At 63.2% G+C, this 25,473-nt stretch carries 19 protein-coding genes; 5 read left to right on the plus strand and 14 right to left on the minus strand.

Annotated elements, in window-relative coordinates; genetic code table 11:
• The 6 genes from ACQKRQ_RS08600 to ACQKRQ_RS08625 all read right to left on the minus strand — a co-directional run bounded on the left by ACQKRQ_RS08600 (position 1) and on the right by ACQKRQ_RS08625 (position 7,680).
• Positions 1-645, minus strand: a complete 645-nt coding sequence (locus ACQKRQ_RS08600; protein ID WP_132376071.1) for a ubiquinone biosynthesis accessory factor UbiJ — start codon at positions 643-645, stop codon at positions 1-3.
• Positions 646-802: 157 nt separating this feature from the next.
• Positions 803-1,795 carry a Tim44 domain-containing protein gene (locus ACQKRQ_RS08605; protein WP_427476381.1) on the minus strand — a complete coding sequence of 331 codons (993 nt, stop codon included), beginning with the start codon at positions 1,793-1,795 and terminating at the stop codon, positions 803-805.
• 38 nt (positions 1,796-1,833) lie between these two features.
• Positions 1,834-2,565 carry a bifunctional demethylmenaquinone methyltransferase/2-methoxy-6-polyprenyl-1,4-benzoquinol methylase UbiE gene (gene ubiE / locus ACQKRQ_RS08610; protein ID WP_064265554.1) on the minus strand — a complete coding sequence of 244 codons (732 nt, stop codon included), beginning with the start codon at positions 2,563-2,565 and terminating at the stop codon, positions 1,834-1,836.
• 66 nt (positions 2,566-2,631) lie between these two features.
• The gene (locus tag ACQKRQ_RS08615) at positions 2,632-3,045 is read right to left on the minus strand and encodes a gamma-butyrobetaine hydroxylase-like domain-containing protein (RefSeq protein WP_132376073.1); all 414 of its coding nucleotides are present in this window, start codon (positions 3,043-3,045) and stop codon (positions 2,632-2,634) included.
• Positions 3,046-3,125: 80 nt separating this feature from the next.
• Positions 3,126-3,554, minus strand: a complete 429-nt coding sequence (locus ACQKRQ_RS08620) for an HIT family protein (RefSeq protein ID WP_427476383.1) — start codon at positions 3,552-3,554, stop codon at positions 3,126-3,128.
• A gap of 34 nt (positions 3,555-3,588) precedes the next feature.
• The gene (locus tag ACQKRQ_RS08625; RefSeq protein ID WP_427476385.1) at positions 3,589-7,680 is read right to left on the minus strand and encodes a DUF3683 domain-containing protein; all 4,092 of its coding nucleotides are present in this window, start codon (positions 7,678-7,680) and stop codon (positions 3,589-3,591) included.
• A 503-nt stretch (positions 7,681-8,183) separates the two neighbouring features.
• Here ACQKRQ_RS08625 and ilvA point away from each other — a divergent pair.
• Genes ilvA through queF form a run of 3 tightly spaced genes read left to right on the plus strand, consistent with a single transcriptional unit; the run spans position 8,184 to position 11,454 of the window.
• Positions 8,184-9,707: a threonine ammonia-lyase, biosynthetic gene (ilvA, locus tag ACQKRQ_RS08630; RefSeq protein ID WP_427476386.1), complete on the plus strand. Its 1,524-nt coding sequence runs from the start codon at positions 8,184-8,186 to the stop codon at positions 9,705-9,707.
• A gap of 23 nt (positions 9,708-9,730) precedes the next feature.
• A complete protein-coding gene (locus tag ACQKRQ_RS08635) occupies positions 9,731-10,633 on the plus strand; it encodes a 5'-nucleotidase (RefSeq protein WP_132376077.1) in 903 nt (300 codons plus the stop codon).
• Positions 10,630-11,454 (plus strand): NADPH-dependent 7-cyano-7-deazaguanine reductase QueF, encoded by an 825-nt coding sequence (queF, locus tag ACQKRQ_RS08640; protein ID WP_427476387.1) that lies wholly within the window; start codon positions 10,630-10,632, stop codon positions 11,452-11,454. Before ACQKRQ_RS08635 ends, queF begins: the two co-directional genes overlap by 4 nt.
• A gap of 68 nt (positions 11,455-11,522) precedes the next feature.
• On the opposite strand, the gene ACQKRQ_RS08645 is transcribed toward queF, so the two are convergent.
• The 3 genes from ACQKRQ_RS08645 to ACQKRQ_RS08655 all read right to left on the minus strand — a co-directional run bounded on the left by ACQKRQ_RS08645 (position 11,523) and on the right by ACQKRQ_RS08655 (position 14,375).
• Entirely contained in the window at positions 11,523-11,909 is a 387-nt protein-coding gene (locus ACQKRQ_RS08645; RefSeq protein WP_007179354.1) for a RidA family protein, read from the minus strand.
• A gap of 90 nt (positions 11,910-11,999) precedes the next feature.
• On the minus strand, positions 12,000-13,481 hold the full coding sequence (locus tag ACQKRQ_RS08650) for an N-acyl-D-amino-acid deacylase family protein (RefSeq protein WP_427476388.1): 1,482 nt from the start codon (positions 13,479-13,481) through the stop codon (positions 12,000-12,002).
• A 3-nt stretch (positions 13,482-13,484) separates the two neighbouring features.
• Positions 13,485-14,375, minus strand: coding sequence for a MurR/RpiR family transcriptional regulator (locus ACQKRQ_RS08655; protein ID WP_132376080.1), 891 nt, complete (start codon positions 14,373-14,375; stop codon positions 13,485-13,487).
• A 146-nt stretch (positions 14,376-14,521) separates the two neighbouring features.
• On the opposite strand from ACQKRQ_RS08655, the gene ACQKRQ_RS08660 reads away from it, so the two are divergent.
• Positions 14,522-15,799, plus strand: a complete 1,278-nt coding sequence (locus ACQKRQ_RS08660) for an amino acid deaminase (RefSeq protein ID WP_427476390.1) — start codon at positions 14,522-14,524, stop codon at positions 15,797-15,799.
• Positions 15,800-15,920: 121 nt separating this feature from the next.
• Here ACQKRQ_RS08660 and ACQKRQ_RS08665 read toward each other — a convergent pair whose 3' ends face one another.
• Entirely contained in the window at positions 15,921-16,421 is a 501-nt protein-coding gene (locus tag ACQKRQ_RS08665) for a MarR family winged helix-turn-helix transcriptional regulator (protein ID WP_427476392.1), read from the minus strand.
• 30 nt (positions 16,422-16,451) lie between these two features.
• Positions 16,452-18,047 (minus strand): MDR family MFS transporter, encoded by a 1,596-nt coding sequence (locus tag ACQKRQ_RS08670; RefSeq protein ID WP_408284222.1) that lies wholly within the window; start codon positions 18,045-18,047, stop codon positions 16,452-16,454.
• Positions 18,048-18,186: 139 nt separating this feature from the next.
• Between ACQKRQ_RS08670 and ACQKRQ_RS08675 the strand changes: the two genes are divergently transcribed.
• Positions 18,187-19,029: an EcsC family protein gene (locus tag ACQKRQ_RS08675; RefSeq protein WP_132376984.1), complete on the plus strand. Its 843-nt coding sequence runs from the start codon at positions 18,187-18,189 to the stop codon at positions 19,027-19,029.
• Here the strand turns inward: ACQKRQ_RS08675 and ACQKRQ_RS08680 are convergent.
• From ACQKRQ_RS08680 to ACQKRQ_RS08690, 3 genes are all read right to left on the minus strand, one after another.
• On the minus strand, positions 18,999-19,955 hold the full coding sequence (locus ACQKRQ_RS08680; protein WP_427476394.1) for an alpha/beta hydrolase: 957 nt from the start codon (positions 19,953-19,955) through the stop codon (positions 18,999-19,001). The two genes, ACQKRQ_RS08675 and ACQKRQ_RS08680, sit on opposite strands and share 31 nt — an antisense overlap.
• Before the next feature lie 118 nt (positions 19,956-20,073).
• Entirely contained in the window at positions 20,074-20,508 is a 435-nt protein-coding gene (locus ACQKRQ_RS08685) for a CHRD domain-containing protein (RefSeq protein WP_132376085.1), read from the minus strand.
• Positions 20,509-20,989: 481 nt separating this feature from the next.
• A complete protein-coding gene (locus ACQKRQ_RS08690) occupies positions 20,990-25,432 on the minus strand; it encodes an ATP-binding protein (RefSeq protein ID WP_427476396.1) in 4,443 nt (1,480 codons plus the stop codon).
• Positions 25,433-25,473 lie beyond the last annotated feature (41 nt).

Raw genomic sequence — 25,473 nt, forward strand, 5'->3', positions numbered from 1 at the left:
CTAGCGCGTGCCGCGCGACGTGGCGGCGCCGCCCGGCGCATCGGCGCCGCGGGCTTCGACCTTCTGTTCAAGACGCTCAAGGCGTTTTTCCACGCGCGCCAGTGCGTCGCGCGCGCGGGCCAGTTCAACGTTGAAATCCTCGAGCGCGGCGCGGCGCACCAGTTGCGGATTCTCGTCGAGCAGATACTCGGCGGCGGTGTCGAGCAGATTGCGCCCGGTGCGCTGCACATGTTCGCCGACCGTGCGCACGACCGACGCCACCCGCCACGCCGGGCCGTCGCCGATAAGCTTGGCCAGATCTTCTTCCGGCTCCCAGCGCAGATGTTCGGCGAGCTTGGCGATCACGGTGGCAAATTCGGCGTCGCCTTCGATCTTCACGTGCTTCATCACCGCCGCCTGGCCGCCTTGCACGAAAGCGGGCAACGCGTCGGAGGGCACCGAGATGGTCACGTCGAACTGTTGCGCCTCGGTGGCGGCAACCGCGCTCAGATAGCCGTCCGGTTGCACCAGCAGCATCAACACGACCGGCGGACATGACAGTCTCGCGGTCTTGCCCGCGTAGGGGGCGAGGCGCTCACGAGCCCACGATTCGCGGGCGAGCAGATGATTGACAGCAGCAGCGAAGGGCTTGGCGGCGAGGGTCATTGAAAGTGGCAAGAAAAAACCCGCGCGAGCGAGGTGCCCGCGCGGGTTCCTATTGTAACGTCCGTTCGCTTTGCGGCTTGCTATGCCGAACGGCCAACGCCAGGTGCGATTCAAGAACGCGCTGATCCGTCGCGCGGCCTCTATCGCACCGCCTGTTTCAGTGCTGCGTGACCTGCTGGATGCCGGCCAGCAGCCAGCCTTCGCCGGCACGGTTCGCCTTGGACAGGTTCCAGACTTCGACGAACGGCTCGGCCGCCGCGCCCGGCGCTTCGCGAATCAGGCCCGAGAAGCGGACGCTGGCGAAGTATTCGTTCGCGCGCTCTTCCACGCCGAGCAACTCGGCATTCAGTTGCACCACGTCCGTCTGATTCGTCTGCGCACCGCGCGACGACAGATCGACCTTCACCTCGGCGAACATTTCCGGCGTGGTGAATTCGCGGATGTCGTCCATGTTGCCGACGTCCCATGCGGCTTGCAGACGCACGAAGTAGACCTTGGCATTACGCAGGAACGCTTCCGAGTCGAAGCCGGCCGGCACCACAGGCACGGCGTTGATGGTCGGCGTGCTCAGCGGATTGCCTTGCGGTTCGAGATACGAGCCGGTGGGCGGCGCGTTATACCGGGGTTCCTGCGAGTAGCCCGTACCGCCCGAGTTGAGCGACGGCGAACTGCCCGCGTACGCCGGCTGCGCCGAGTCGCGCTTGCGGCCCATGAAGCGGCGGATCAGCCAGATACCGATCATCGCGATAATCGCAATCACGATGATATTGGCCATGGCGCCGGCGAACGCGCCGCCCAGGCCAAAGTGCGACAGCAACGCGGCGATGCCGAGACCGGCCGCCAAACCGGCGATCGGCCCGAGCCAGCGCGAACGGTTAGGTTGCGCGGCGGGTGTCGGCGCGGGCGCCGGTGCCGGCTGCGCACGCTGCTGCATGGCCTGATTGCCTTGGGAAGGTTGCGACGGCGCGGACTGCTGCGTCACGCTATTCGACTGACGGCCGATGCTACGGCCACCGCCCATGCGGCGAGCTTCCGCATCGAGCGAAGCGAGGGAGCCGGCCATGATCAGGCCGACCATCGCGATCAGTCCGATTCTTCTCACCAGCGACCGCCCAACCTTACGGGGAGATAACACACCTGAATCGGACATTTTCGTACTTTCCTTTAAAAATCGATGGGTTAGGAACCCTAGTATTTGGTCCCCACATGTAAAGCTACCACGCCAGCTGACAAATTGTAATATTTGACGCCGTCCAGGCCTGCTTGTTCCATCATTGTTTTCAAAGTTTCCTGGTCCGGATGCATCCGGATCGATTCCGCGAGGTACTGGTAGCTCTCGGCATCTTTCGCAAAGCGTTCGCCCAACCACGGCAACACCTTAAAAGAATAGACGTCGTAGACCTTTTTGAGCGGATCCCATACCTTCGAAAATTCCAGCACCAGCAGACGCCCCGCCGGTTTCAGCACGCGCCGCATTTCCGCCAGCGCGACGTCCTTGTGCGTCATGTTGCGCAGGCCGAATGCCACCGTGACCACATCGAAGTAATTGTCCGGAAAGGGGATTTTCTCTGCGTCGCAAAGCAGCGCCGGCGTGATCACGCCCTTGTCCAGCAAGCGGTCGCGCCCCACGCGCAGCATCGATTCATTGATGTCGGTATGCCAGACTTCGCCGGTTTCGCCCGCCTGCTTCGCGAAGGCCTTCGACAGATCGCCCGTGCCGCCCGCGATATCGAGCACCTTGTAGCCCGGCCGCACGTTGGCCTGGGCGATCGTGAACATCTTCCACGCCCGGTGCAACCCGCCCGACATCAGGTCGTTCATCAAGTCGTAGTTGGCGGCAACCGAGTGGAACACGCCCGCCACCTTCTGCGCCTTGTCCTGTTCGTCGACCGATTGAAAGCCGAAGTGGGTTTTGCTCATCGCGCTTGTCCTTTCGCGTATTCTGAATGTTGCGCCGCATCAGTGCGGCGATCGGGGCGAATCGTATCAGTGACAGTGCCCGTGCGCAGCGCCGGCTTGAACCATAGGCGTATCGCGGTCGACGCCGGCCGCCTGAAGTTTGGCGAGATAGTCGCGCCAGAGTTCATCCTGGCGCACGGCCATGTCGTACAGCAGGTCCCACGAATAGATGCCGGTGGCGTGTCCGTCGGAGAAAGTCGGCTGCAGGGCATAGTTGCCGACGCCCTCGATCATCGTGATCGTCACGTCGCGCTTGCCGGTCTGCAGGGTTTCCTGGCCGGGCCCGTGGCCCATCACTTCCGCCGACGGCGAATACACGCGCAGCAGTTCGAACGGCAGGCGATACGATTCGCCGTTTGCGTACTGCAATTCGAGCACACGCGATTTGGAATGCACGACCACGCCGGTCGGCACCGGAGTATCGGGAGTCAGTCCACTCATATTGACCTCATAGAAAACGCCGTCTCAAGTTTCCCTGCTCCCTCGGCCGCAAACGCACGACACGATAGGTGCGCGGTCGCTCAACCCAGCGCCTGTTCGATTTCCTGCCGCACCGCTTCGCGCAGCAAGGTGGCTTGCGCGCGGCGCGACGACAGCATGGCTTCGGACACCGTGCGCTGGCGCGGCGCCCAGATGGGCAGCGGAAAATGGGCGTCGTTCGAAAAACGCGGAATCACGTGCCAGTGCACGTGGGGAACCTGGTTGCCGAGGCTCGCCAGGTTGACCTTGACCGGCTGCAGGATGCGCCGGATCGCGCGCTCGACCGCATACACGGCCTTCATCACGCGATCGCGGTCGTTTCCGTCGAGGTCGGAAAACTCGGCCACATGCTCGTTCCAGATGACCCGGCAAAAGCCCGGGTAATCGTGTTCGTCGGTGAGGACGACACGCAAGGTGTCGTCGTGCCACAGCACATCGCCGCCATCTTCACGGCAAAAAACGCAATCCATCGTCGTCCTCAGGCAAAAATCGTCGGTCGTGCCATTAAACCAGCACGCGCTCGATTCCGCCATTGTTCGCACGCTGCACGTAGTCGACCATCCAGTCTTCACCGAGCACGTGACGTGCCATCTCGACGACGATGTAATCCGCCTCGATGCCCGCATCTTCGTTGTAACGCGACAGACCTTGCAGGCAAGACGGGCAGCTCGTGAGGATCTTCACGTCGGTGGCGCCCTTCGGCTGCGGGCCGTCGCCGGCCTTGAGCACGGAGCCGTTCGGCGCACCCGCCGAGCCGGCCGATGCATTGGCCGGATTGATCCCGTTCGCGCCCGCTTCAGCAACGAGCGGAATGCCGCGCAGCTTCGCCGCGCCCTTGCGGATCTCCTCTTCCTTGCGGAAGCGGACCTGCGTCGAAATATCCGGACGCGTGACTGCGAGTGTGCCGGATTCGCCACAGCAGCGATCGTTCTTCTCGATCTGGTAGCCGTCCTTCTCCGAGCCCATCAGCTGATTGACGAGCTTGACCGGGTCCATCGTCTTGATCGGCGTGTGGCACGGGTCGTGGTACATGTAGCGCACGCCGTTCACGCCGTCGAGCTTCATGCCTTTCTCCAGCAGAAACTCGTGAATGTCGATGATCCGGCAACCCGGGAAGATCTTCTCGAATTCGTACCCGGCGAGCTGGTCGTAGCACGTGCCGCACGACACCACCACCGTCTTGATGTCGAGGTAGTTCAGCGTATTGGCGACGCGGTGGAACAGCACGCGGTTGTCCGTGACGATCTGCTCGGCCTTGTCGTACTGGCCCGAACCGCGTTGCGGATAGCCGCAGCACAGGTAACCCGGCGGCAGCACCGTTTGCACGCCCGCTTCCCACAGCATGGCCTGGGTGGCGAGACCGACCTGCGAGAACAGCCGCTCCGAGCCGCAGCCCGGGAAGTAGAACACCGCTTCCGTGTCGGCGGTGGTCGTCTTCGGATTGCGGATGATCGGGACGATCTTGTTGTCCTCGATGTCGAGCAACGCGCGCGCGGTCTTCTTCGGCAGGTTGCCCGGCATCTTCTTGTTCATGAAATGGATCACCTGCTGCGTGACCGGCGGCTTGCCGACGGTTGCCGGCGGGTGCGCCGTCTGCTTCTTCGCGAACTTCTTCAGCACGTCGTTGCCGAGGCGCTGCGCCTTGTAGCCGATGCCCATCATCGCGGTGCGCGCGAGGTTGATGGTCTGCGGGTTGGTCGCGTTGAGGAAAAACATGCCGGCCGCGTTGCCCGCGTTGAACTTCTTCTTGCCCATCTTGCGCAGCAGGTTGCGCATGTTCATGGTCACGTCGCCGAAGTCGATCTTCACCGGACACGGCGTCACGCATTTGTGACAGACAGTGCAGTGATCGGCGACGTCGTTGAACTCGTCCCAGTGCTTGATCGACACGCCGCGGCGGGTCTGCTCTTCGTACAGGAACGCCTCAACCAGCAGCGAAGTGGCGAGAATCTTGTTGCGCGGGCTGTACAGCAGGTTCGCGCGCGGCACGTGGGTCGCGCACACCGGCTTGCACTTGCCGCAGCGCAAGCAGTCCTTGATCGACTCGGAAATCGCGCCGATATCGGACTGCTGCATGATCAGCGATTCATAGCCCATCAGGCCGAAGCTCGGCGTGTAGGCGTTGCGCAGGTCGGCGCCTTCGAGCAGCTTGCCCGCATTGAAGCGGCCATGCGGATCGACGCGCTGCTTGTAGGCGCGGAATTCGCTGATCTCCTCGTCGGTGAGGAATTCGAGCTTGGTGATGCCGATGCCGTGCTCGCCGGAGATCACGCCGTCGAGCGAACGCGCCAGCTTCATGATGCGTGCGACTGCCGTGTGGGCGTCCTGCAGCATCTCGTAGTTGTCGGAGTTGACCGGCAGGTTCGTGTGGACGTTGCCGTCGCCCGCGTGCATGTGCAGTGCGACGAACACGCGGCCGCGCAGCACCTGCTTGTGGATCGCCTGGGCTTCGTCGAGGATCGGCTTGAACTCGCCGCCGTTGAAGATCTGCCGCAGTTCGGCACGGATCTCCTGCTTCCACGACACGCGGATCGTACGGTCCTGCGTGACATGGAACACGGTGGCGTCGGGCTGCGCATCCGCGCGGTCGGCGAACTTCTCCGCCAGCGCTTCGTAGCCGAGACCGACCAGATAGTGCTGCGCCTCACGCAGCGACAGGTCGAGCTTGTCGCGCAGGAATTCCCAGCGCGTGCGCACGCGCTTGAGCAGATCGAGCGCCTGCTGCACGCGGTCTTCGAGCAGTTCGGCGCTCGGAATTTCGTTGGCGTCGTCGCTCTTGCCGAGCGGCAGCTTGCCGGCCTGGAAGAACGCTTCGAGCGCGTCGACCAATTGCAGCTTGTTCTTGATCGACAACTCGATGTTGATGCGCTCGATACCGTCCGTGTACTCGCCCATGCGATCGAGCGGGATCACCACGTCTTCGTTGATCTTGAACGCGTTGGTGTGCTTGGCGATCGCGGCCGTGCGGCTGCGGTCGAGCCAGAAACGCTTGCGCGCCTCGGCGTTGACCGCGACGAAACCTTCGCCGCTCTTGCCGTTGGCCATGCGCACGACTTCCGAGGTGGCTTGCGCGACCGCGTCCGCGTCGTTGCCCACGATGTCGCCGATCAGCACCATCTTCGGAAACGCGTTGCGCTTGCTCTTGGTCGCGTAGCCGACCGCGCGCAAATAGCGCTCGTCCAGATGCTCGAGGCCGGCGAGAATCGCGCCGCCCTGCTTCGACGTTTCGAACAGATAGTCCTTGATTTCGACGATGCTCGGAATCGCGTCGCGTGCCTGGCCGAAGAATTCGAGGCAGACGGTGCGCGTGTGCGCCGGCATCTTGTGCAGCACCCAGCGCGCGGAGGTGATGAGCCCGTCGCAGCCTTCCTTCTGCACGCCCGGCAGACCGGCGAGGAACTTGTCCGTGACGTCCTTGCCGAGACCTTCCTTACGGAACACGCGACCCTTGATGTCGAGCGCTTCCGTGCGCAGCAGTTTTTCGCCCGGCGCGTAGTTGCCGTCGAACCATTTGAGCTCGAAACGCGCGACTTCGATGTCGTGAATCTTGCCCATGTTGTGCTCGAGGCGCGTGACTTCGAGCCAGTTCCCTTCCGGGTCGACCATGCGCCACCAGGCGAGATTGTCGAGCGCCGTGCCCCACAACACCGCCTTCTTGCCGCCCGCGTTCATCGCGACGTTGCCGCCCACGCAGGACGCATCCAGCGAGGTCGGATCGACGGCGAACACGAAGCCGGCCTGCTCGGCCGCTTCGGTCACGCGGCGCGTAACCACGCCCGCGCCGGAGAAAATTGTCGCGACTTTACGGTCGACGCCCGGCAATTCGGTCATTTCGACCGCGCCGAGTTGTTCGAGCTTTTCAGTGTTGATGACGGCCGAGAACGGCGTGAGCGGCACCGCGCCGCCCGTGTAGCCCGTGCCGCCTCCGCGTGGAATCACGGTCAGACCGAGTTCGAAACACGCCTTGATCATGCCGGCGATCTCGGCTTCGGTATCCGGCGTGAGCACGACGAACGGGTATTCGACGCGCCAGTCGGTCGCGTCGGTCACGTGCGAGACGCGCGATAGGCCGTCGAACTTGATGTTGTCCTTTTCCGTGACCTTGCCCAGAACCTTGGTCGCACGCTTGCGCAGATCGTAGGTCTTCTGGAATTCGCTGGCGAATTCGTCGACGGCGCGGCGCGCGGCCTGCACCAGCGTTTCCACGCGAGCGGCGCGGTCGATGCCCGCTTCATCGCCGTGTTCGGTCAGATCGGCGCGGCGGCGCTTTTCGATCTCGCTCAAACGGTGATGCAGCGCTTCGATCAGCATCGCGCGGCGCTTCGGATTGTCGAGCAGGTCGTCTTGCAGGTAAGGATTGCGGCGCACTACCCAGATGTCGCCGAGCACTTCGTACAGCATGCGTGCCGAGCGGCCGGTGCGGCGTTCCGCACGCAATTCGGCAAGCACGGCCCAGGCTTCGTCGCCGAGCAGACGGATGACGATTTCGCGATCGGAAAACGACGTGTAGTTGTAGGGAATTTCGCGCAGACGCGCTTCGGGATCGGTGGCCACCGCGGCGGCCCCGTGCGGATCGAAAACTTGAGGTGCGTTCATGTTCGGACGACTCGGTAGGTCAACCCGGCGCGCTCATCGATGACGCGTCGGCTGACGGTGCGCGTGGCGCGCAATGCTGGAAATCTTCTTGGGAGCGAAGCACGACCGACGGCCAAACCCACACCGGTCGCTTCGCGGCGCTCAGATATAACTACACGATCGTGCGTGGCGGACGTGACGCTCCGCCGCGGGGCAAGACTCACGCGGGGCGGGCATCAAGTGGGCGATCCGAGGCTGCCAGTGCATCTTCCGATCCTTATTCCAAAATGGAATTCTACCGCATGATCCCGCCACGCGTTGACGGCTGAAATCGGAACAGCGGCGGGGGTTTGGGCACTTTCGTGGCGAATCGTAAGGTGGCGCCCACCTGCCGGATTGACCAACCGAACGGTCGGGCGGCGCTGTACGGCGCGGCGCCAGTGCATCAGCCGAGGGCCTGAGCGTACACCGTTGGCGCTATCATTGACCCTTTCCCGTCTCACCAAGCGCTCCGCGCCACCCGCATGGCTTCCCACGACTACCTGAAAAAAACCCTGACCGCGCGCGTCTACGACGTGGCCCGCGAGACCGAACTCGAACGCGCGCCGAATCTGTCGGCGCGTCTGCGCAACCCGGTCTATCTGAAGCGCGAGGACAACCAGCCGGTGTTCTCGTTCAAGGTGCGCGGCGCGTACAACAAGATGGCGCATATTCCTTCCGAAGCGTTGGAACGCGGCGTGATTACAGCGTCGGCGGGCAATCATGCGCAGGGCGTGGCGCTGTCGGCGGCGCGCATGGGCGTGAAGGCGATCATCGTGGTGCCTGTCACGACCCCGCAGGTGAAGGTCGATGCGGTGCGCGCGCACGGCGGTCCCACTGTCGAAGTCGTGCAGTTCGGCGAATCGTATAGCGACGCCTACGGACACGCAGTGAAACTGCAGGAAGAGCGCGGTCTGACCTTCGTGCATCCGTTCGACGATCCGTATGTGATCGCCGGCCAGGGCACCGTCGCGATGGAAATTCTCAGCCAGCATCAGGGCCCGATTCACGCGATCTTCGTGCCGATCGGTGGCGGTGGACTGGCGGCGGGCGTCGCCGCGTACGTGAAGTCGGTGCGCCCGGAGATCAAGGTGATCGGCGTGCAGACCGATGATTCGTGCGCGATGGCGGCGTCGCTGAAAGCCGGTGAGCGGGTCACGCTGAACGAAGTGGGTCTGTTCTCGGACGGCACGGCGGTGAAACTGGTCGGTGAAGAGACCTTCCGCCTGTGCAGCGAATATCTCGACGACGTGCTGCTCGTGAATACCGACGCGCTATGCGCCGCGATCAAGGACGTCTTCCAGGACACCCGCAGCGTGCTGGAACCCGCCGGCTCGCTCGCAGTGGCTGGTGCCAAGCAGTATGCGGAACGCGAAGGCATCGAGAACCAGACGCTGATTGCGATCACGTCGGGCGCGAACATGAACTTCGACCGCATGCGCTTCGTGGCCGAGCGCGCCGAAGTCGGTGAAGCGCGCGAAGCGGTGTTCGCCGTGACGATTCCCGAGGAGCGTGGCAGTTTCCGCCGTTTTTGCGAACTGGTCGGCACGCGCAGCGTCACCGAATTCAATTACCGCATTGCGGACGCGAACTCCGCCCATATCTTCGTGGGCGTGCAGATCAGGAATCGCAGCGAGTCGGCGCAGATCGCGGGCGCGTTTGAAGCGCACGGCTTCGCCACAGTCGACCTGACGTTCGACGAACTCTCCAAGCAGCACATCCGCTACATGGTCGGCGGGCGCTCGCCGTTGGCACACGACGAACGTCTGTTCCGTTTCGAGTTTCCCGAGCGCCCGGGCGCGCTGATGAAATTCCTCTCGTCGATGGCGCCGAACTGGAACATCAGCCTGTTCCACTATCGCAACCAGGGCGCGGACTACAGTTCGATTCTGGTCGGCATCCAGGTGCCGGACAGCGAGAATGAAGCGTTCAACAAGTTTCTCGCCACGCTCGGCTATCCGAACTGGGAAGAGACGCAGAATCCGGTGTATCGCCTGTTCCTCGCTTGATTACTTAGGACTGAAACGCGCAGATGGCTCTTTCGCTTGTCGACAAACTGGTGGTGGCAATCTCGTCGCGCGCGCTGTTCGACTTCGAGGAAGAGAACCGCGTGTACGAGGAAGGCAACCTGCAGGCCTATGAAGCGTTGCAGCGCGACCGCCTGACCGTGCCCGCCAAACCGGGTGTGGCGTTTCCGCTGATCCGCAAGCTGCTGGCCTTGAACACCAGCGGTCATCGCGTCGAAGTGGTGATTCTTTCGCGCAGCGATCCGATCAGCGGACTGCGCGCGTTCCACTCGTGCCGCGAGCATGGGCTCGCCATCGAGCGCGGAGTGTTTACGCGCGGACGCGCGCCGTTCGGCTATCTGAAGCCGTTGAACGCGTCGCTGTTTCTGTCCGCGAATCAGCAGGACGTGCGCGACGCGCTGGCCGCCGGATTTCCCGCCGCGCGAGTCTTGCCCGAATCGGCGAGAATGGCGAGCAAGTATCCGGACGAAATCCGCATTGCCTTCGACGGCGACGCGGTGCTGTTTTCCGACGAAGCCGAGCGCGTATTCCAGAAGGACGGCTTGCGCGCATTCGTCGGCCACGAGATTCACAACAAGGATCTGCCGCTCGCGGATGGCCCCTTGAAGCCATTGCTCGAAGCGCTGCACCGGCTGCAAAAACTCGCGGATGAAGCCGCGCCGATGCATATTCGTACGGCATTGGTGACGGCGCGCTCAGCGCCCGCGCACGAGCGCGCAATCCGCACCTTGATGGCGTGGAACATCGAAATCGACGAAGCGATGTTCCTCGGCGGCCTCGACAAGAGCGCATTCCTGCGCGAGTTCGAGCCGGACTTTTTCTTCGACGACCAAATTGGCCACTGCGAATCGGCCCGCGTCGTGACGGCGACGGGGCACGTGCTGAGTGGCATCGTGAACGCATCATGACACCCGAACAATCACCGCTGGGTAAGGCCTCCACTTACACCGAACAATACGACGCTTCTTTGCTGTTTCCGATCGCGCGAAAAAATGCGCGCGAGGCGATCGGCATCGGCGCGCAGTTGCCGTTCTTCGGCACGGACATCTGGAATGCGTACGAGTTGTCGTGGCTGAATGCGCGCGGCAAACCGCAAATCGCGGTGGCAACGTTCTTCGTGCCGGCGGATTCGCCGAATATCGTCGAGTCGAAATCGTTCAAGCTCTACCTCGGCTCATTCGCGCAGACCGCGTTCGGGTCGATGGAGGCGGTGCGCGACACGATCAAGCGCGATGTGTCCGCGTCGTGCGGTGCGAGCGTGTCCGTTCATCTGGCCGCGCCGTATGAGTTCGGCAAATTGCAGATGGAAGAATTCGAGGGTTTGTCGCTGGATCGGTTGGATCTCGATACCGACGTTTATCAGCCGGACGCGTCCTTGATGAAAGCGGCGCTGGATGAGGCACCGGTCGAAGAAACGCTGTTCTCCAACTTGCTGAAATCGAATTGTCCGGTGACCGGGCAGCCCGATTGGGGCAGCGTGCAGATTCATTACGTGGGCCCGCAGATCGATCACGCGGGCTTGCTGCGCTACATCATCTCGTATCGGAATCACACTGGTTTTCACGAGCAGTGTGTCGAGCGGATTTTTATCGATGTGCTGAAGGCCTGCAAGCCGGTGAAGCTCGCGGTGTATGCGCGTTATACGCGGCGCGGCGGGTTGGATATCAATCCGTTCCGCACGAATTACAACTTGCCGATGCCTGACAATATGCGGCTGGCGCGGCAGTAAATAGCAGCTTGTTCGCCGCGGAATCCGATGCGATTCCGCGGCGAATGAAACTGGCTAAGTATTCAGAGTTAGGCCGTGGGCTTCTTATAAGCCACACAGTCCACTTCAACGCGACAGTCGATCACCATCGAAGAAACGACACAGGCGCGCGCCGGCGGGTTCTCGCCGAAATACTCGCGGAACACCTTGTTGAACGACGCGAAGTCGCGCGGGTCATCCAGCCACACGCCGCAGCGGACCACATGCTCCGCGCCATAGCCGGCTTCCTTCAGGATCGCGAACACGTTCTGAATCGCCTTGTGCGATTGCTCGACGATGCCGCCATTGATCACTTCGCCGTTTTCCATCGGCGTCTGTCCAGACACGAACAGCCAGCCGTCCGCTTCGACTGCACGCGCAAACGGCATATGCTGACCGCCCGTTCCCTTCCCGCCTTCAACACCATATCGCTTCATCATCACACTCCTCAAAAAGTCCGGCACGCGTCCGGCAGAATCGCCGCGCGCGCCGCAATCAATCAATTAATCATGCAATCGGGCAAATAATCAGAACGCGCCGTGCGCGTCACCCTTCGATGCCGCGCCGCGCGCCACGAAGTGCCCGGCGCGCTCGCCCGTCACTTCGCCATTGCGATACGTCAAGACGCCGTTCACCCACACCGCGTCGATGCCGTCGGCGGCCTGCTCCGGGTTCTCGAACGTCGCCGCGTCGCGCACCTTGGCCGGGTCGAACAGCACCAGGTCGGCGTGATAGCCGATGTGCACCTCGCCGCGCTGCGCCAGACCAAAGCGACGCGCCGACAAGCTGGTCATCTTGCGCACCGCCTCTTCGAGCGGCAGCAAGCCCGCGTCGCGCGCGTAGTGGCCGAGCACGCGCGGAAACGCGCCCCACAAGCGCGGATGCGGCAGCGGATCGTTCGGCAGCCCGTCTGAGCCGACCATGGTCGCGGGATGCGAGAGGATGCGCCGCACGTCCTCTTCGGACATGTTGTGATACACCGCGCCCGCCGGTTGCAGCCGCTTGCCGGCTTCCTGCTGCGAAACGCCCCACTCCGCCGCGATCTCCTTCACGAGCTTGCCCGCCATCTCCGGATGCGGCTCCGACCACGTAATCGTGATGTCGATGTCGCCCGTCACCTGCTTCACGTCGAGCGTCGACGAACTGCGGTTGTACGGATAGCAATCGCAACCGATCGGCTGCAGACGGCGCGCGCCTTCGAGCGAATTCAGCACTTCCTCGCTGCGTCCCCAGTTCGACGGACCCGCGCACTTCAGATGCGAAATCACCACCGGCACGTGCGCGTGACGGCCCACGCGATAAGCCTCGTCCATGGCGTCGAGAATCGCGTCGAATTCGGTGCGCATGTGCGTGGTGTACAACGCGCCGGCCGCGGCGAGCGGTTCGGCCAAGGCCATCACTTCTTCAGTCGGCGCCGAAAACGCCGAGCCGTATGCGAGCCCTGAACTCAGACCCAGCGCGCCGTTGGCCAACGCTTCTTCGAGCTGCGCGCGCATGCCGTCGATTTCCTGCGGCGTGGCCGCGCGGTCGAGCCGGTCCATCTGGTTGCTACGCAACGCCGTGTGCCCGATCAACGCGCCGACGTTCACCGCCGGCCGCGCCGCGTTCACCGCTTCGACATACGCGGCGAAGGTCGGATACTGGAATGCGTCGCGCTCGCCGAGCAGGTTCATCGGATCGGGCGGATCGCCCTTCAGCGCAACCGGCGACGCGCTGATGCCGCAATTGCCGACGATCACCGTCGTCACGCCTTGCGTGATCTTCGGCAGCATTTGCGGCGAGCGGATCACGTGCGTGTCGTCGTGCGTGTGAACGTCGATGAAGCCCGGCGCCAGCGCGCGGCCTTCGGCCTCGATCACTTCTTCGGCGAGCCAGTTCGACAGATTGCCGATCGCGACGATGCGGCCGTCACGAACCGCGACGTCGCGTTCGACAGGCGGCGCGCCCGTGCCGTCATACAGTTGCGCGCCGACGATCAGCGTGTCGGCGGCTTCGGGATGCGAGTGCATGGATCAGTCTCCTAACGGTTGTCGATCGCCGCCGCCGCGGTGCGTGTCGAGTGCATGTTTCATGCGGCGCAGCAATTCGCGGCTCTCGTCACCCTGACTGACGGCAAGTTCGGTGACGAGCACATCGAGCGCCATCATCATCGCGTAGCGCGACGACGACGGCTTGTAAATGAAATCAGTTTCAAAGGCCACGATCGGAATCACCCAATCGGCGAGTCGCGCCAATGGCGACGCCGGCGCGGTCAGCGCGATCACGGTTGCGCCGTAGCTGCGCGCGATCTTGCAGTTCTCGACCATCTCGGGCACGCGCCCGGTGGTGGAGAGCGCGATCACCACGCATTCGCGCGACACGGTGCTCGCCACCATGCGTTGCAGCAAGCCGTCCTGATAGGTCGCCACGGGCCGCCCGAGACGCACGAGCCGGAAGCGCATCTCGTCGGCGAGCGCGGTCGAGCCGCCGCCCATGCCGAACACGTAGATCATGCGCGCGCCGCGCAAGGCGGCGGCCGCGTCGCCGAGCGGCGCCTGGCGCAGCAATTGATGGTTGTGCGCCAGCGCGGTTTGCAATTCGTCGAACACGCGGGTCGCGATCGGCTCGGGCGCGTCGTTCGGACCGCCGGCCTTCAGGAAACGCTGCCCAACGGCGGCCGCCTGCGCGAGCCGCAGTTTGAGCTCGCGCACGTCGCGGCAGCCGACCGCCTTGGCAAAGCGCGTCACGGTTGCGACGCTCACCTCCGCCTGCTGCGCGAGCGCGCCGATGCTGGCGCGCGAGGCGCCGGTCAGATCGTCGAGAATCAGCGCGGCGACCTTGCGTTCAGCCGAGCGCAGTTCCGGCGCGCATTCGGCAATGCGCGCGACGATGTCGAAAGCCAGCGGTTCGGCGGTTAAGTTCATTGCAGACTGTGGGAGGCCGCGCGAAGGCTTATAACCCGCCTCCGCCCAACCGTGGTACTAAATAACATTTCTTCATCCATCGTACTTTCGGTAACATGGTAAAGTCAACTTTGATTCAATTTAACTGGACGATGGAGCAGGGAGACATGAAAGTTACAAACTATCAGGGCGCAACGATTGATCCTCATAGCAAGGGCTTGGGCATGGTTCCGGGCACCAGTATCCAACTCACGGATGCCGCGCGCCTCGAGTGGAACCTGCTGAACGAAGACGTGAGCCTGCCGGCCGCCGTGCTGTACGCGGACCGCGTGGAGCACAACCTCAAGTGGATGCAGGCATTCGTCGCGGAATACGGCGTCAAGCTCGCGCCGCACGGCAAGACCACCATGGCGCCGCAGCTGTTTCGCCGTCAGCTCGAAAACGGCGCGTGGGGCATCACGCTCGCCACCGCGCATCAGGTGCGCGCGGCTTACCACGGCGGCGTTTCGCGTGTTCTCATGGCCAACCAGCTGGTCGGCCGTCACAACATGATGATGGTTGCCGAGTTGCTGAGCGATTCGGATTTCGAATTCTTCTGTCTCGTCGATTCGGTTGAAGGCGTCGAGCAGTTGGGCGAGTTTTTCAAGTCGGTGAACAAGCAGTTGCAAGTGCTGCTCGAACTCGGCGTGCCGGGTGGGCGCACGGGCGTGCGCGACGCGGCGCAGCGCAACGCAGTGCTCGAGGCGATTGCACGCTATCCGAACACGCTGAAGCTCGCCGGCGTCGAGTTGTATGAAGGCGTGCTCAAGGAAGAACACGAAGTGCGCGAGTTTCTGCAAAGCGCGGTCGCGGTCACGCGCGAACTCGTCGAGCAAGGCCGTTTTGCGCGTACGCCGGCGGTGCTCTCGGGCGCGGGTTCGGCCTGGTACGACGTGGTCGCGGAAGAATTCGTGAAGGCGTCGGAGACCGGCAAGGTCGAGGTCGTACTGCGTCCCGGCTGCTATCTGACGCACGACGTCGGCATCTATCGCAAGGCGCAGACGGAAATTTTCGCGCGCAATCCAGTCGCGAAGAAAATGGGCGAAGGGCTGCTTCCCGCGCTGCAATTGTGGGCGTATGTACAGTCGATTCCCGAACCGGATCGCGCGATCATCGGTCTCGGCAAACGCGATTCCGCGTTCGACGCCGGCATGCCGGAACCGGCGCGCCACTATCGTCCGGGCAACGAAGCCCCGCGTGATATCGCGGCGAGCGAAGGCTGGGAGATTTTCGGCTTGATGGACCAGCACGCGTATCTGCGGATTCCCGCAGGCGCTGACCTGAAAGTGGGCGACATGATCGCGTTCGACATCTCGCATCCGTGTCTGACGTTCGACAAATGGCGTCAGGTGCTGGTGGTCGATCCGGCGTATCGCGTCACGGAAGTGATTGAAACGTTCTTCTGATGGGTTTTGCGAACGGCGCGTTCTCGGGCAACGAGGCGCGCCTTTCGTGGTGTTGCGTAAGGGCGGGTTTTTCGCGCCGCTCCGGCGAGGTGACTTTGTTTAACCGTGCCCGTCCGGCAAATCAAGACTGGCGTGGCGCTTCACTGCCCACTGTCTCGGATGTTTGAGCGACAGCCTCAACTGCGCTGGCCGTCGCCGCCACTTCGCTGATCCTTGCCTCGAGCATTTTCAGCGCACCCGACAGCGCGTTCAGCGCGTCGTCCGGCAACACGGCTATCGTGTCATGCATAAACGCGTTGCGACGCGGCAAGCTGGCTTCCGTCGCCGACTGGCCCGCTTCGGTCAGGCGCACGTTGGTCACGCGGTTATCGCGCGTATCCATGCTTCGAGCGATCCAGCCCATACCTTCCAGCGTTTTCAGTTGCCGTGTCAACGCGCCCGGATCGACGCGCAAGCGCTCCACCAGCCGCTTCTGCGACGACTCGCCAGCCTGCTCGTGCAGCGCGAGCAGAATGCGCCAGCGCGGCAACGGATGGCCGACGTGCGCCTCGAAAGCCGACATGAACGCCCGATATGTGCGGCCGAATTGCTGCATGACGGCGACGCGGTCCTGTTCTTCCATGATCTGTCTGTAAAACGGTGAGTCGAAAAATCAGTCCGCGTGAATCACGGGTTCGAGCTTGCGCTGGAGTTTGATCGGCGGCACGCGGCGGCTTTGCCAGACCGACACCACGGCGATGATCGCCGCCATGGCGAGACCCAGATGAATCGCTGACACGAGCGCTTCTCGCGCGCTCTCGAGCAGCATCGCGCCGTTGTGGCCCGCATGCGTCAACTGGCTGAGCAAAGTGGCTTGCGCATCGCGATTGATGAGGATTTGCGGGTCGCCGAGATCCGCGAACCAGTGCGACGCATGGTCGTTGTCCAACGCGCTGCGCACGCCGCTCGCATACATATGGCTGACCAGCGTGCCGGTCAGCGCCGTGCCGATCATGCCGCCGATCATCCGCAGCGACTGCAGCAGCGCCGTCGCGATACCGAGGTGTTCGCGGCCGGCCGTTTGCTGCGCGAAGATCGTCAGGTTCGGCATGACGAAACCGAGCCCCAAGCCGCCGACGATCATGAACGACATCAACAGCCATTGCGGCATGGCGCGCGTCGCGACGACCACGCCGAGGCACGCCAGCGCGAGCAGCGTAAAGCCGATATACAGCATCAGATTCGGATTGCGCACGCGCGAGACGATGCGCCCATTGGCGATACTGCCGATCGTGATGAACACGACCAGCGGCGTAATGACGAGGCCTGCTTCTTTCGGCGACATGCCGAAGCCGCCCTGGAACAGCAACGGCGCGTAGAACAGCAGCGAGAACATCGAAAAGCCGCCCAGCACGGCCAGCGTGAAGAGCGCGGCGAGACTGCGGTTGCGGAACATGTCGACCGGCAGGATCGCCGTCGGGCAGCGCTTTTCCCATTGCCACAACGCGTAAGCCGACGCGACACTCAAGATGAGCAACGCCAACGCGCTCAAGGTCACGCCATGCTTCGGCAGCAATTCGACGAACAGTTGCAGCGAGCCGAGCGCCACGGCGATCAACACGGCGCCGGGCCAATCGAGGCGCATCTTGCCTTCGTGTTCGACATGACGCAGATGCGGCAGGAAGCGCCAGACAAAGAACAGCGACAGCAGGCCGACAGGCAGATTCACATAGAAAACCGAGCGCCAGCCGTAATACTGCGTGAGGAAACCGCCGAGCGACGGTCCCACCGCGTTCGCGATACCGAACGCCGAACTCATCAGCACTTGCCAGCGCAGACGCACGACCGAGTCGGGAAACAGATCAGGAATGCAGGCGAATGCGGTGCCGACCAGCATGCCGCCGCCGATGCCTTGCAGCCCGCGCGCGAGCACGAGGAAGAGCATGTTGTTGGCCGCGCCGCACAGCACCGACGCGCCCGTGAACACGACGATCGACGCGATCACGAACGGCTTGCGCCCGTAGTAATCGCCAAGCCGGCCGAAAATCGGCACGGTGATCACCGAGGTCAGCAGATACGACGTGGCGACCCACGCGTACAGCTCGAAACCCTTGAGTTCGGCGACGATCGTGGGCAACGCGGTGCCGACCACGGTCTGGTCGAGCGCGACCAGCATCGTAACGAAGGAGATGCCGAGCATCGCCAGTAGCGATTCACGGAACGGTAAAACTTGCCCACTCGAGTGGTGGGCCGCGGTATGGACAGCCATTTTTGATGGAGCAACAGTTGACACGTCAAACGATTGGGAATCATACCACGCTGCGACGCTCTAAGCGGGACAAGCCGTCGCGGTTCGCCGCATCGGCAGTCGACTGAAGAATGGATATCACATGACGCCAGGGAGGCACATGGAGCCGAGTTCGCTCGCAACACAATCGTTATCGGACGACGACCTGAAAGCGCTGCGCCGCGCAAAACATGAACTGGAGAGCCCCGCTCTGGCGATGAAGCTGGCGAGCATCGTCGGCGCGCCGCTGGAGAAACTGCTCTCGCGCATGCCGGCGTTCGCCAACGAAAAAGTCACCGACGCGACGGAGCTGGCCTTGCGCAAGTGCCTGTCGATCGCGCTGCGCACACTGGGGCGGCAGGACGGCGCGACGCCGCTGGTGGTGCCCGACAAGCCGAGCAACTTGCTGCACAAGTTCGCCGTGGCGACTACCGGCGCGGCCGGCGGCGCATTCGGGCTGTTCGCGCTACCCGTCGAGTTGCCGGTCACGACCACGCTGATGTTCCGCTCGATCTGCGACATTGCGCGCAGCGAGGGCGAGGATCTGACGTCGATCGACACGCAGCTGCAATGTCTGACGGTGCTCGGTATGGGCGGCACCTCGAGTTCCGACGACGACGCCGACTTCGGCTACTTCATCATGCGCGGCGCGCTCGCGCAGGCGGTGTCGAAAGCGTCGTCTGAAATCGCGACCAAAGGCTTCACTGCGCACGGCTCCGCAGCCTTGCTGCGCCTGCTCAACACGATCGCCGCGCGCTTCTCCGTGCAGGTGAGCGAACAGATCGCCGCCAAATCCATCCCAGCGATCGGCGCGGTGCTCGGCGCGATGGTCAATACGGTTTTCATCGACCACTTCCAGCAGGTCGCGCACGGTCACTTCACCGTGCGTCGGTTGGAACGGCAGTACGGCCAGGAAACGGTCGAAGCCGCCTATCAGGCGATCGACATTGCGCTCGACGGCTGAGCCGCGCGGCTCGTCACGCGCCGCACGAAGGCCGCGGCGCGGTCGAGCGCGCGATTTCCTTCGGGGATGAACGGCGCGAAGATCGGCCAGACGTGCGGCATCTTGTTCCACACTTCGAGTTCGCAGTCGACACCCGCCGCCCGCGCGTTGTCGGCCACGCGCCGCGAATCGTCGAGCAACACCTCGGTGCTGCCCGCCATGATGAAGAGCGGCGGCAAGCCGCGCAGATCGGCATAAACCGGAGAAGCGTAGGGATGCGTTGCTGGCGTGTCGCCGAGGTAGACCTTTCCCGCTAGGGCAATCGCCGAGCCGCTGAACATCGGATCGAGACCGTCGTTGGTGCGGATGCTGGCGCCGGTCGCGGCCAGATTGGTCCACGGCGAAAATAGCAGCCCGCCTGCCGGCATGGGATCGCCGGCGTCGCGCAACGCCACCAGCGTGGCGAGCGCAAGACCGCCGCCCGCTGAATCGCCCGAGATCACGATCGACTCGGGCGCGATGCCCCCGGCGATTAACTGACGGTACGCCGCTGTCGCGTCGTCGAGCGCCGCCGGGAAGCGATGCTCTGGCGCGAGACGGTAGTCGAGGGAAAAAACCGGCGCATCGGCGCGCGTCGCGAGACCGAACACGATCGAACGATGGGTACGCGGTGAACAGAAGTAGTAGCCGCCGCCGTGGCAATACAGCACGGTCGGCCCGGCGTTTGCGGCTGGCGCACCGTCGGCGCGCTCGATCCACTCGCCACGCAACGGCGTATCGTCCGCGCCGTACAGCTCACGCAGACGCCACCCGCCCGGCACCCGCGGCGACCAGACGCGCTTGGCGGTCAGCGCGCGCGCTCTTTCGACATCGATGCGTGGCTTGAGGGTCTCCGGTCGAAACTGTCTACGCAGATACCAGCACGCGAGTGCACTTTGCCAACTCAACGGGACACGCTCCTTCGATTGTGTCCTGTCATGTTACGTGCGTTCGCTACTACGCCGGTGGATGGCCGCTTCTAATCTCAAAAGCGCCCGCGTCGCCGCGGTAATGCTTTCCGGTCACCTAGTTCGCCGGCAAAACCTGCCCGCGAATTTCACCCATCGGGTTCTGTGCGGTATGGACGTTGAAGTACCACTGCCCCGCCATCAGATCCGTCACCTGCTGTTCGGTCAGCGCCGCCGAGCCTTTGATCGGGCTGGCGAGCGCGCCCTTGTCGATCGGCACCTGAATCTTGGCGTTCTGGCCCACCGGCGCGGGGCCGTGGAAATGCGCGGCGGTTGCCGGGCCGCTCAAGCCTTCGTAGCTGACTGTCCATTGCAGGGATTTTGTCGACGTGTCGAACGTGGCGTCCAACATGCCGTGCCCGTGGCTCACGCGAGGCGGCACTTCGCTCGAAGGCTCGAGATCCGCCTTCAACGCCACCGTGTCCGCGAAGGCAACGCCCGACGCCAACGCCCACAGCACCACGGCAAGATTCAGTTTTCGAAGCGCAATCATGGTCTTCTCCGGACTTGATGCACCGCCGCACCGACACTCGGCCGCGCGCGAAGCCACCACATACTAGTGCAAATCCGCCGAACCTGTTTTAGCTGGGGAGCGCGAGGCCATCGCGCCTTTTTAGTCAGTCACTTTCGCGCACTGCACCGCGTTTGCGGCAACCGAAACGTGTGGCACTTTGTAGTTGTCCGTAGTGATCCCGTGCGTTTTTCCGACGCACGAACGGGCTCGCGATATCGCTCCGAAAGCGCCTCGACGGCGTTTTAATCGATTTCCTCAAACAGTTAATTGCGCATTTTGTAATGAATGACCGGCAATATCCCGGTTATGCTTCTTCTTGCGAGAAGTGACTCCTTCATCGAGGGAAGTCTCCAAATCTTTAACGCGGCTTCGGCCGCGTTTTTTTTCGTCTTTTTGTCGCGCCCCCGCTCACACAGGCGCTGTAGCGCTTTGATGCGGTCGCATCTGCGAAAGCGGTTTTTTACACGAGCAACGCGGCCTGCTGTTCGATTCCGTCCAGCATGGCATTGCACTTGTCGATTAAAACCATCCCATCGTCGCGCACCCGTTCCGGCGGCTTGACCGTGATTTCGCGGCGATAGTCTTCAAGTGCCTTGAGCAGCGGTGGATATTGCAGGACGCTCGCCGCCCCCGCCACGCGATGAAGCCACTCGCGCACGCGGTCCACCTCGATACGCTCTGACTCGACGCGCTCGAGCAACGGCGACAACGACTGCACGTCCTCGCGAACGGACGACACGAACGAGTCGAGCAACGCCTTGACGGTCGATTCACTACCCCACAGTTGTGTCATGTGCCCGAGATCGACCGGGACGAACGGCTCGGCGCCGCCATGAACATCCGGCACGGCGACTGCCGGCGTGTTGACGGCCTCCGAAGGCGCGGCTTGCCACGCGCTGTCGGTGCCGAACCAACGGCTCAGATAATCACGCAACGTGGCGAGCCGTGTGGGCTTCACGAGGCTGTCGTCCATGCCGGCGTCGCGGCACAGATTCAGGTCTTCGGGCGCGGTGTTCGCCGTGATACCCAGAATGGGCAGGCGATAAGCGCCGCCCTGCTCGCTTTCACGAATGCGCCGCGTGAGTTCGTAACCGGACACCTTTGGCATGTGGCAATCCGTGATCAGACACCCGTAGCTCGTATGTTCCAGCGCGGCCAGCGCCTCGGCGCCATCGTTGGTGACGTCGCACGCGAAGCCGAGCAACGCGAGCTGGTGACGGATCAACTCCTGATTGACCGGATGATCTTCAGCGACGAGGATCAGCCGGCCACTGGCGATGGCCCGCTCGCGGTCCGGAGGCGGAGTGGCGCCCTCGGGCGTACGCGAGATACCTGCCGATCGCAGCGTCACCGAAGGCAGCCCGGTCATCGCGGCAGCGCACGCGGCGCCGAGGCCGCGCCACGAAATGGGATTGATGCTGACGCGCACGTTGTCGTCGAGAATGCGGTAGCCCGTCGGCTTCGGCTTTTCGGTCAGACAGATGACACGCGTGCGCGGCCTGATGTCCGCGGGCAAGTCCACGTCTTCATTCACGAACAGCAAATCCACGTCGGCCAGTGCGGTGCGATCGTGCAGTTCGGGTGCGCCAGGTGAAACGCGGCGCAATTCGAGGCCGAGCGCTTCGCCGAAGTGCATCAGCGCCTGGGCGATACGCGCGTCGCCGGTTGCCACGATTCCGCGCTTGCCACGCAAGCCGTTCACGGAATAGTGCTGAGTCTCGAACGGCATGGCAAGCCGCACGGTCATGCGCGTGCCGCTACCCGGTTCGCTGTGCAACGTGAGCGAGCCGTTCATGAGGTCAATCAGCTTGCGGCAGATCGTCAAGCCAAGGCCCGTGCCGCCGAACCGGCGCGTGGTGGACGATTCCGCCTGCACGAACGGCTCGAAGAGCTTGACCTGCACCTCCGGCGCGATGCCGATGCCAGTGTCCTCGACGATCATTTCGAGCGTCTGAATGCCGTCGCTCTGCGCGACGACCGACACGCACACGTCGACCTTGCCTTGCGGTGTGAACTTGATGGCATTGCCGAGCAGATTAAAGAGAATCTGCCGCAATCGGACGCTATCGCCGCGCAGCGTGGCGGCGACGTCCGAGCCGATATCCACGCGCACTTTGAGACCCTTTTCATGGGCGCGGCCGGCCAACAGGCCGACAGCGTTGTCCACCAGGTCACGTATGTCGATGGATTCGGCCTCGATGGTCAGCCGTCCCGCTTCGATTTTCGAATAATCCAGCAAGTCGTCGAGAATCTGCAGCAACGCGCCGGCCGACTCGTGGATCATGCCCAGCATTTCGCCTTGGTCCGCGTTGAGCGGCGTGCGCTCCAACACTTCCACGAGACCGAGCACGCCATTCATTGGCGTGCGGATTTCATGGCTCATCATGGCGAAGAAGTCGTCTTTGGCGCGCGAGGCCGCTTCGGCCAGGTCACGCGCGCGCGCAAGCTCGTCGGAGCGCGCGTGCTCCACGCTGGCGTCCACCCAGTACCCGCTCCAGACGACGCTGCCATCCGATTCGCGATGCGGTACCAATTCGGCACGCGCCCACTTGATGTCCTCATCGCCTGCGAAACGGAACTCCATGTCCACCGGCGTTTCGCAGTGCGCCGAGCGCTCGAGTTCAGCCAGCACGAACGCCCTATCCTCTTCGCACACGCGCTGGAAATCGACGTGATCGCTGCTGCTCTGCGAACCGTCTCGCACGCCCAGCAGATGACGCGTGTCGCCACCGATATACGGAAACGAATACACGCCATCCGCAGTGCGGCGCAGTTGAAACACCACCGCCGGCAGCGATCGCGTCACGTCGAAGAGGCGTCGCTCGGTTTCGCGCGCGAGCATTTCGGCGCGCCGGATATCGGTGATATCGACTACCGTGCCGAGCACGCAAACGGGCTGACCGTCACTGCCGCGGCAGATGCGGGTCCAGAAAAGGCCATGCCGCACATTGCCCGCGCCGCGCTCGAACTGCAACTCCACCTCCGCGGTCTCGCCGCCGTTCAGCATCTCGCGTGTGATGTCGTCCAGGATGCGGCTATTGGCCTCGCCCCATGTCCGCACTTCGATGGTGCTTCGTCCGATGATCGCCTCGCGGCCCAACCCGCAGGCTTGCTCATAGGCCTCGTTGACGGCGATATACCGGCCATCGAGGTCCTTGGCGACGAGCGGATAGGGCACCGTCTTCATCAAGGTTTCCTGGAAGTTCAGTTGCAGCTCCAGTTCACGCTCGGTTTTCTTGCGCAACCTGACTTCCCGCTGCAGCAACAGATAGGCGCGCAGGGTAATCAGCAGCGCGACGCCGATGCCGATCAGCACCGGCAGCAGACGTACCGCGGTCACGCTCCACATGCCCGACTCCGGCGCGTTGCCGGTGACCCATTTCTGCCGGATGCGCTGCTTTTCCGCGGGCGGCATAGCCAGCAGCGCACGGTCGATCAGCCCAGCGAGTGGGCTCAGGTCCGGGCGTACAGCGAAGTCGAGCGCGTCGGAGTCGCCCACCGTGCCAAGGATCTTGAGGACGCCGTCGTACCGTTGCTTGAGCAGGATATCCACGGCGGCCACGTTGCCCACCAGAACGTCCGCCTCGCCGGACTCCACCATCTTGAGCGCGTCGTCGAGACTGGGCGCGACCGCGACGTGGTCCGCCGGAATTCGCTGGAATGCGAGCGTGACCGAACCGGCGACATGCGACGAAACGACGATGCGGCGCGACGCGAAATCATTCAGCGAGCGAGCAGCCGGTTCGTCCTCACGCCCGACGATCACCAGCGGATAGCTCTCGTATGCGCTGGTATGCCGCGCCTTCGTGAGGCGTGGATCGTGACTGGAAGCTGTGGCGAGAATTGCCAGTTCGCCGCGCTGGAAAGCTTCGATCGTGGCCGGCCAATCGGCGGTTTGGGCCCGGTTGAAGACGACGCCTAGAGTGCGGCTCAGATACGCCAGATAATCGGCGGCGATGCCCGCAGGTCGGCCGGAGTTGTCGACGTAGCTGAAGGGCGGCCAGCGATTATCGAAACCAACCTGCAATGGTGGCAGCGAACGAAGCCAGGCCTGCTCTTGCGGCGTCAGCGCGAGACTCGGCGCGGCGGGCACAGGCTTCGCGTCGAAGTTGCCGGATAGCCAGCGCATGCGAATCGCCACTTCGTCGGCCGGGTTCATCGACGCGAGCGCCTGGTCGAGCTGGTCCCGCAATGCAGTCTGTTTGCGGGGCACCGCGAAGCGCAAATTGGAGGTTTTGCTGTTCTCCTCGAAGGCCACTCGCAAGCCGCGAAACTCGTCGGTGGACAATGCATATTGCACGACAGCAGTGGAGCCGAGATAAACATCGGCGTCGCCCTGGATCACTGCGGCGAGTGCGGCGTGCGTCGCGGTGAACGTGGTGATCTGGGCGTGTGGGAAGCGTTCGCGTGTCACACGCTCGAGCGCAAAACCTTTCTCCAGCGCGATACGCGCTCCAGCCAACTGGGCGGGACTTCCATAACTGTTACTGTCCCGGCGTACCACGACAGACGTGGAAGAGCGGAAATAAGGCGCGGTGAAACTCAAGCACCGCTCGCGCTCGGGCGTGCGGGCAAAGCTCATCAGCAGATCGACATTTCCGGCGCATGCTGCGACAAGCAGTTGCGGCAGGTCCGGGAACGCTTTGGCTTCGATGACGACGTTCGGCCCGACGAGTGCACGCAGATAGTCGACACTCATGCCGGTGAGCTGGCCGTCTTGCAGAGCGTCGAACGGCAGCCAACTGTTGGCGAGCACGCCGACGGTCAGTTTCGCGGGGAAACTGGCAACAACCTCAGTGTTCGAGCGATTGTCGAACGATTGAGCAAACGCTGTTGTTTGTGCGGCGAAAAATAAGAGCCCTGCGAGCAGACCCAGCGAGAGGCGTTCAAGCGCACGCCTCATTGCAACGCCTGGCATGAAATTGACGGCAGACACGGTAATGG

It is taken from the genome of Paraburkholderia sp. NPDC080076, from assembly GCF_050281145.1.
Classification (GTDB): Bacteria; Pseudomonadota; Gammaproteobacteria; order Burkholderiales; family Burkholderiaceae; genus Paraburkholderia.

Excerpts from the sequence above, each read along its gene's own strand:
- ACQKRQ_RS08600 (WP_132376071.1), bottom strand. The coding sequence starts at position 645 with ATGACCCTCGCCGCCAAGCCCTTCGCTGCTGCTGTCAATCATCTGCTC.
- ACQKRQ_RS08605 (WP_427476381.1), bottom strand. The coding sequence starts at position 1,795 with ATGTCCGATTCAGGTGTGTTATCTCCCCGTAAGGTTGGGCGGTCGCTG.
- ubiE (WP_064265554.1), bottom strand. The coding sequence starts at position 2,565 with ATGAGCAAAACCCACTTCGGCTTTCAATCGGTCGACGAACAGGACAAG.
- ACQKRQ_RS08615 (WP_132376073.1), bottom strand. The coding sequence starts at position 3,045 with ATGAGTGGACTGACTCCCGATACTCCGGTGCCGACCGGCGTGGTCGTG.
- ACQKRQ_RS08620 (WP_427476383.1), bottom strand. The coding sequence starts at position 3,554 with ATGGATTGCGTTTTTTGCCGTGAAGATGGCGGCGATGTGCTGTGGCAC.
- ACQKRQ_RS08625 (WP_427476385.1), bottom strand. The coding sequence starts at position 7,680 with ATGAACGCACCTCAAGTTTTCGATCCGCACGGGGCCGCCGCGGTGGCC.
- ilvA (WP_427476386.1), top strand. The coding sequence starts at position 8,184 with ATGGCTTCCCACGACTACCTGAAAAAAACCCTGACCGCGCGCGTCTAC.
- ACQKRQ_RS08635 (WP_132376077.1), top strand. The coding sequence starts at position 9,731 with ATGGCTCTTTCGCTTGTCGACAAACTGGTGGTGGCAATCTCGTCGCGC.
- queF (WP_427476387.1), top strand. The coding sequence starts at position 10,630 with ATGACACCCGAACAATCACCGCTGGGTAAGGCCTCCACTTACACCGAA.
- ACQKRQ_RS08645 (WP_007179354.1), bottom strand. The coding sequence starts at position 11,909 with ATGAAGCGATATGGTGTTGAAGGCGGGAAGGGAACGGGCGGTCAGCAT.
- ACQKRQ_RS08650 (WP_427476388.1), bottom strand. The coding sequence starts at position 13,481 with ATGCACTCGCATCCCGAAGCCGCCGACACGCTGATCGTCGGCGCGCAA.
- ACQKRQ_RS08655 (WP_132376080.1), bottom strand. The coding sequence starts at position 14,375 with ATGAACTTAACCGCCGAACCGCTGGCTTTCGACATCGTCGCGCGCATT.
- ACQKRQ_RS08660 (WP_427476390.1), top strand. The coding sequence starts at position 14,522 with ATGAAAGTTACAAACTATCAGGGCGCAACGATTGATCCTCATAGCAAG.
- ACQKRQ_RS08665 (WP_427476392.1), bottom strand. The coding sequence starts at position 16,421 with ATGGAAGAACAGGACCGCGTCGCCGTCATGCAGCAATTCGGCCGCACA.
- ACQKRQ_RS08670 (WP_408284222.1), bottom strand. The coding sequence starts at position 18,047 with ATGGCTGTCCATACCGCGGCCCACCACTCGAGTGGGCAAGTTTTACCG.
- ACQKRQ_RS08675 (WP_132376984.1), top strand. The coding sequence starts at position 18,187 with ATGGAGCCGAGTTCGCTCGCAACACAATCGTTATCGGACGACGACCTG.
- ACQKRQ_RS08685 (WP_132376085.1), bottom strand. The coding sequence starts at position 20,508 with ATGATTGCGCTTCGAAAACTGAATCTTGCCGTGGTGCTGTGGGCGTTG.
- ACQKRQ_RS08690 (WP_427476396.1), bottom strand. The coding sequence starts at position 25,432 with ATGAGGCGTGCGCTTGAACGCCTCTCGCTGGGTCTGCTCGCAGGGCTC.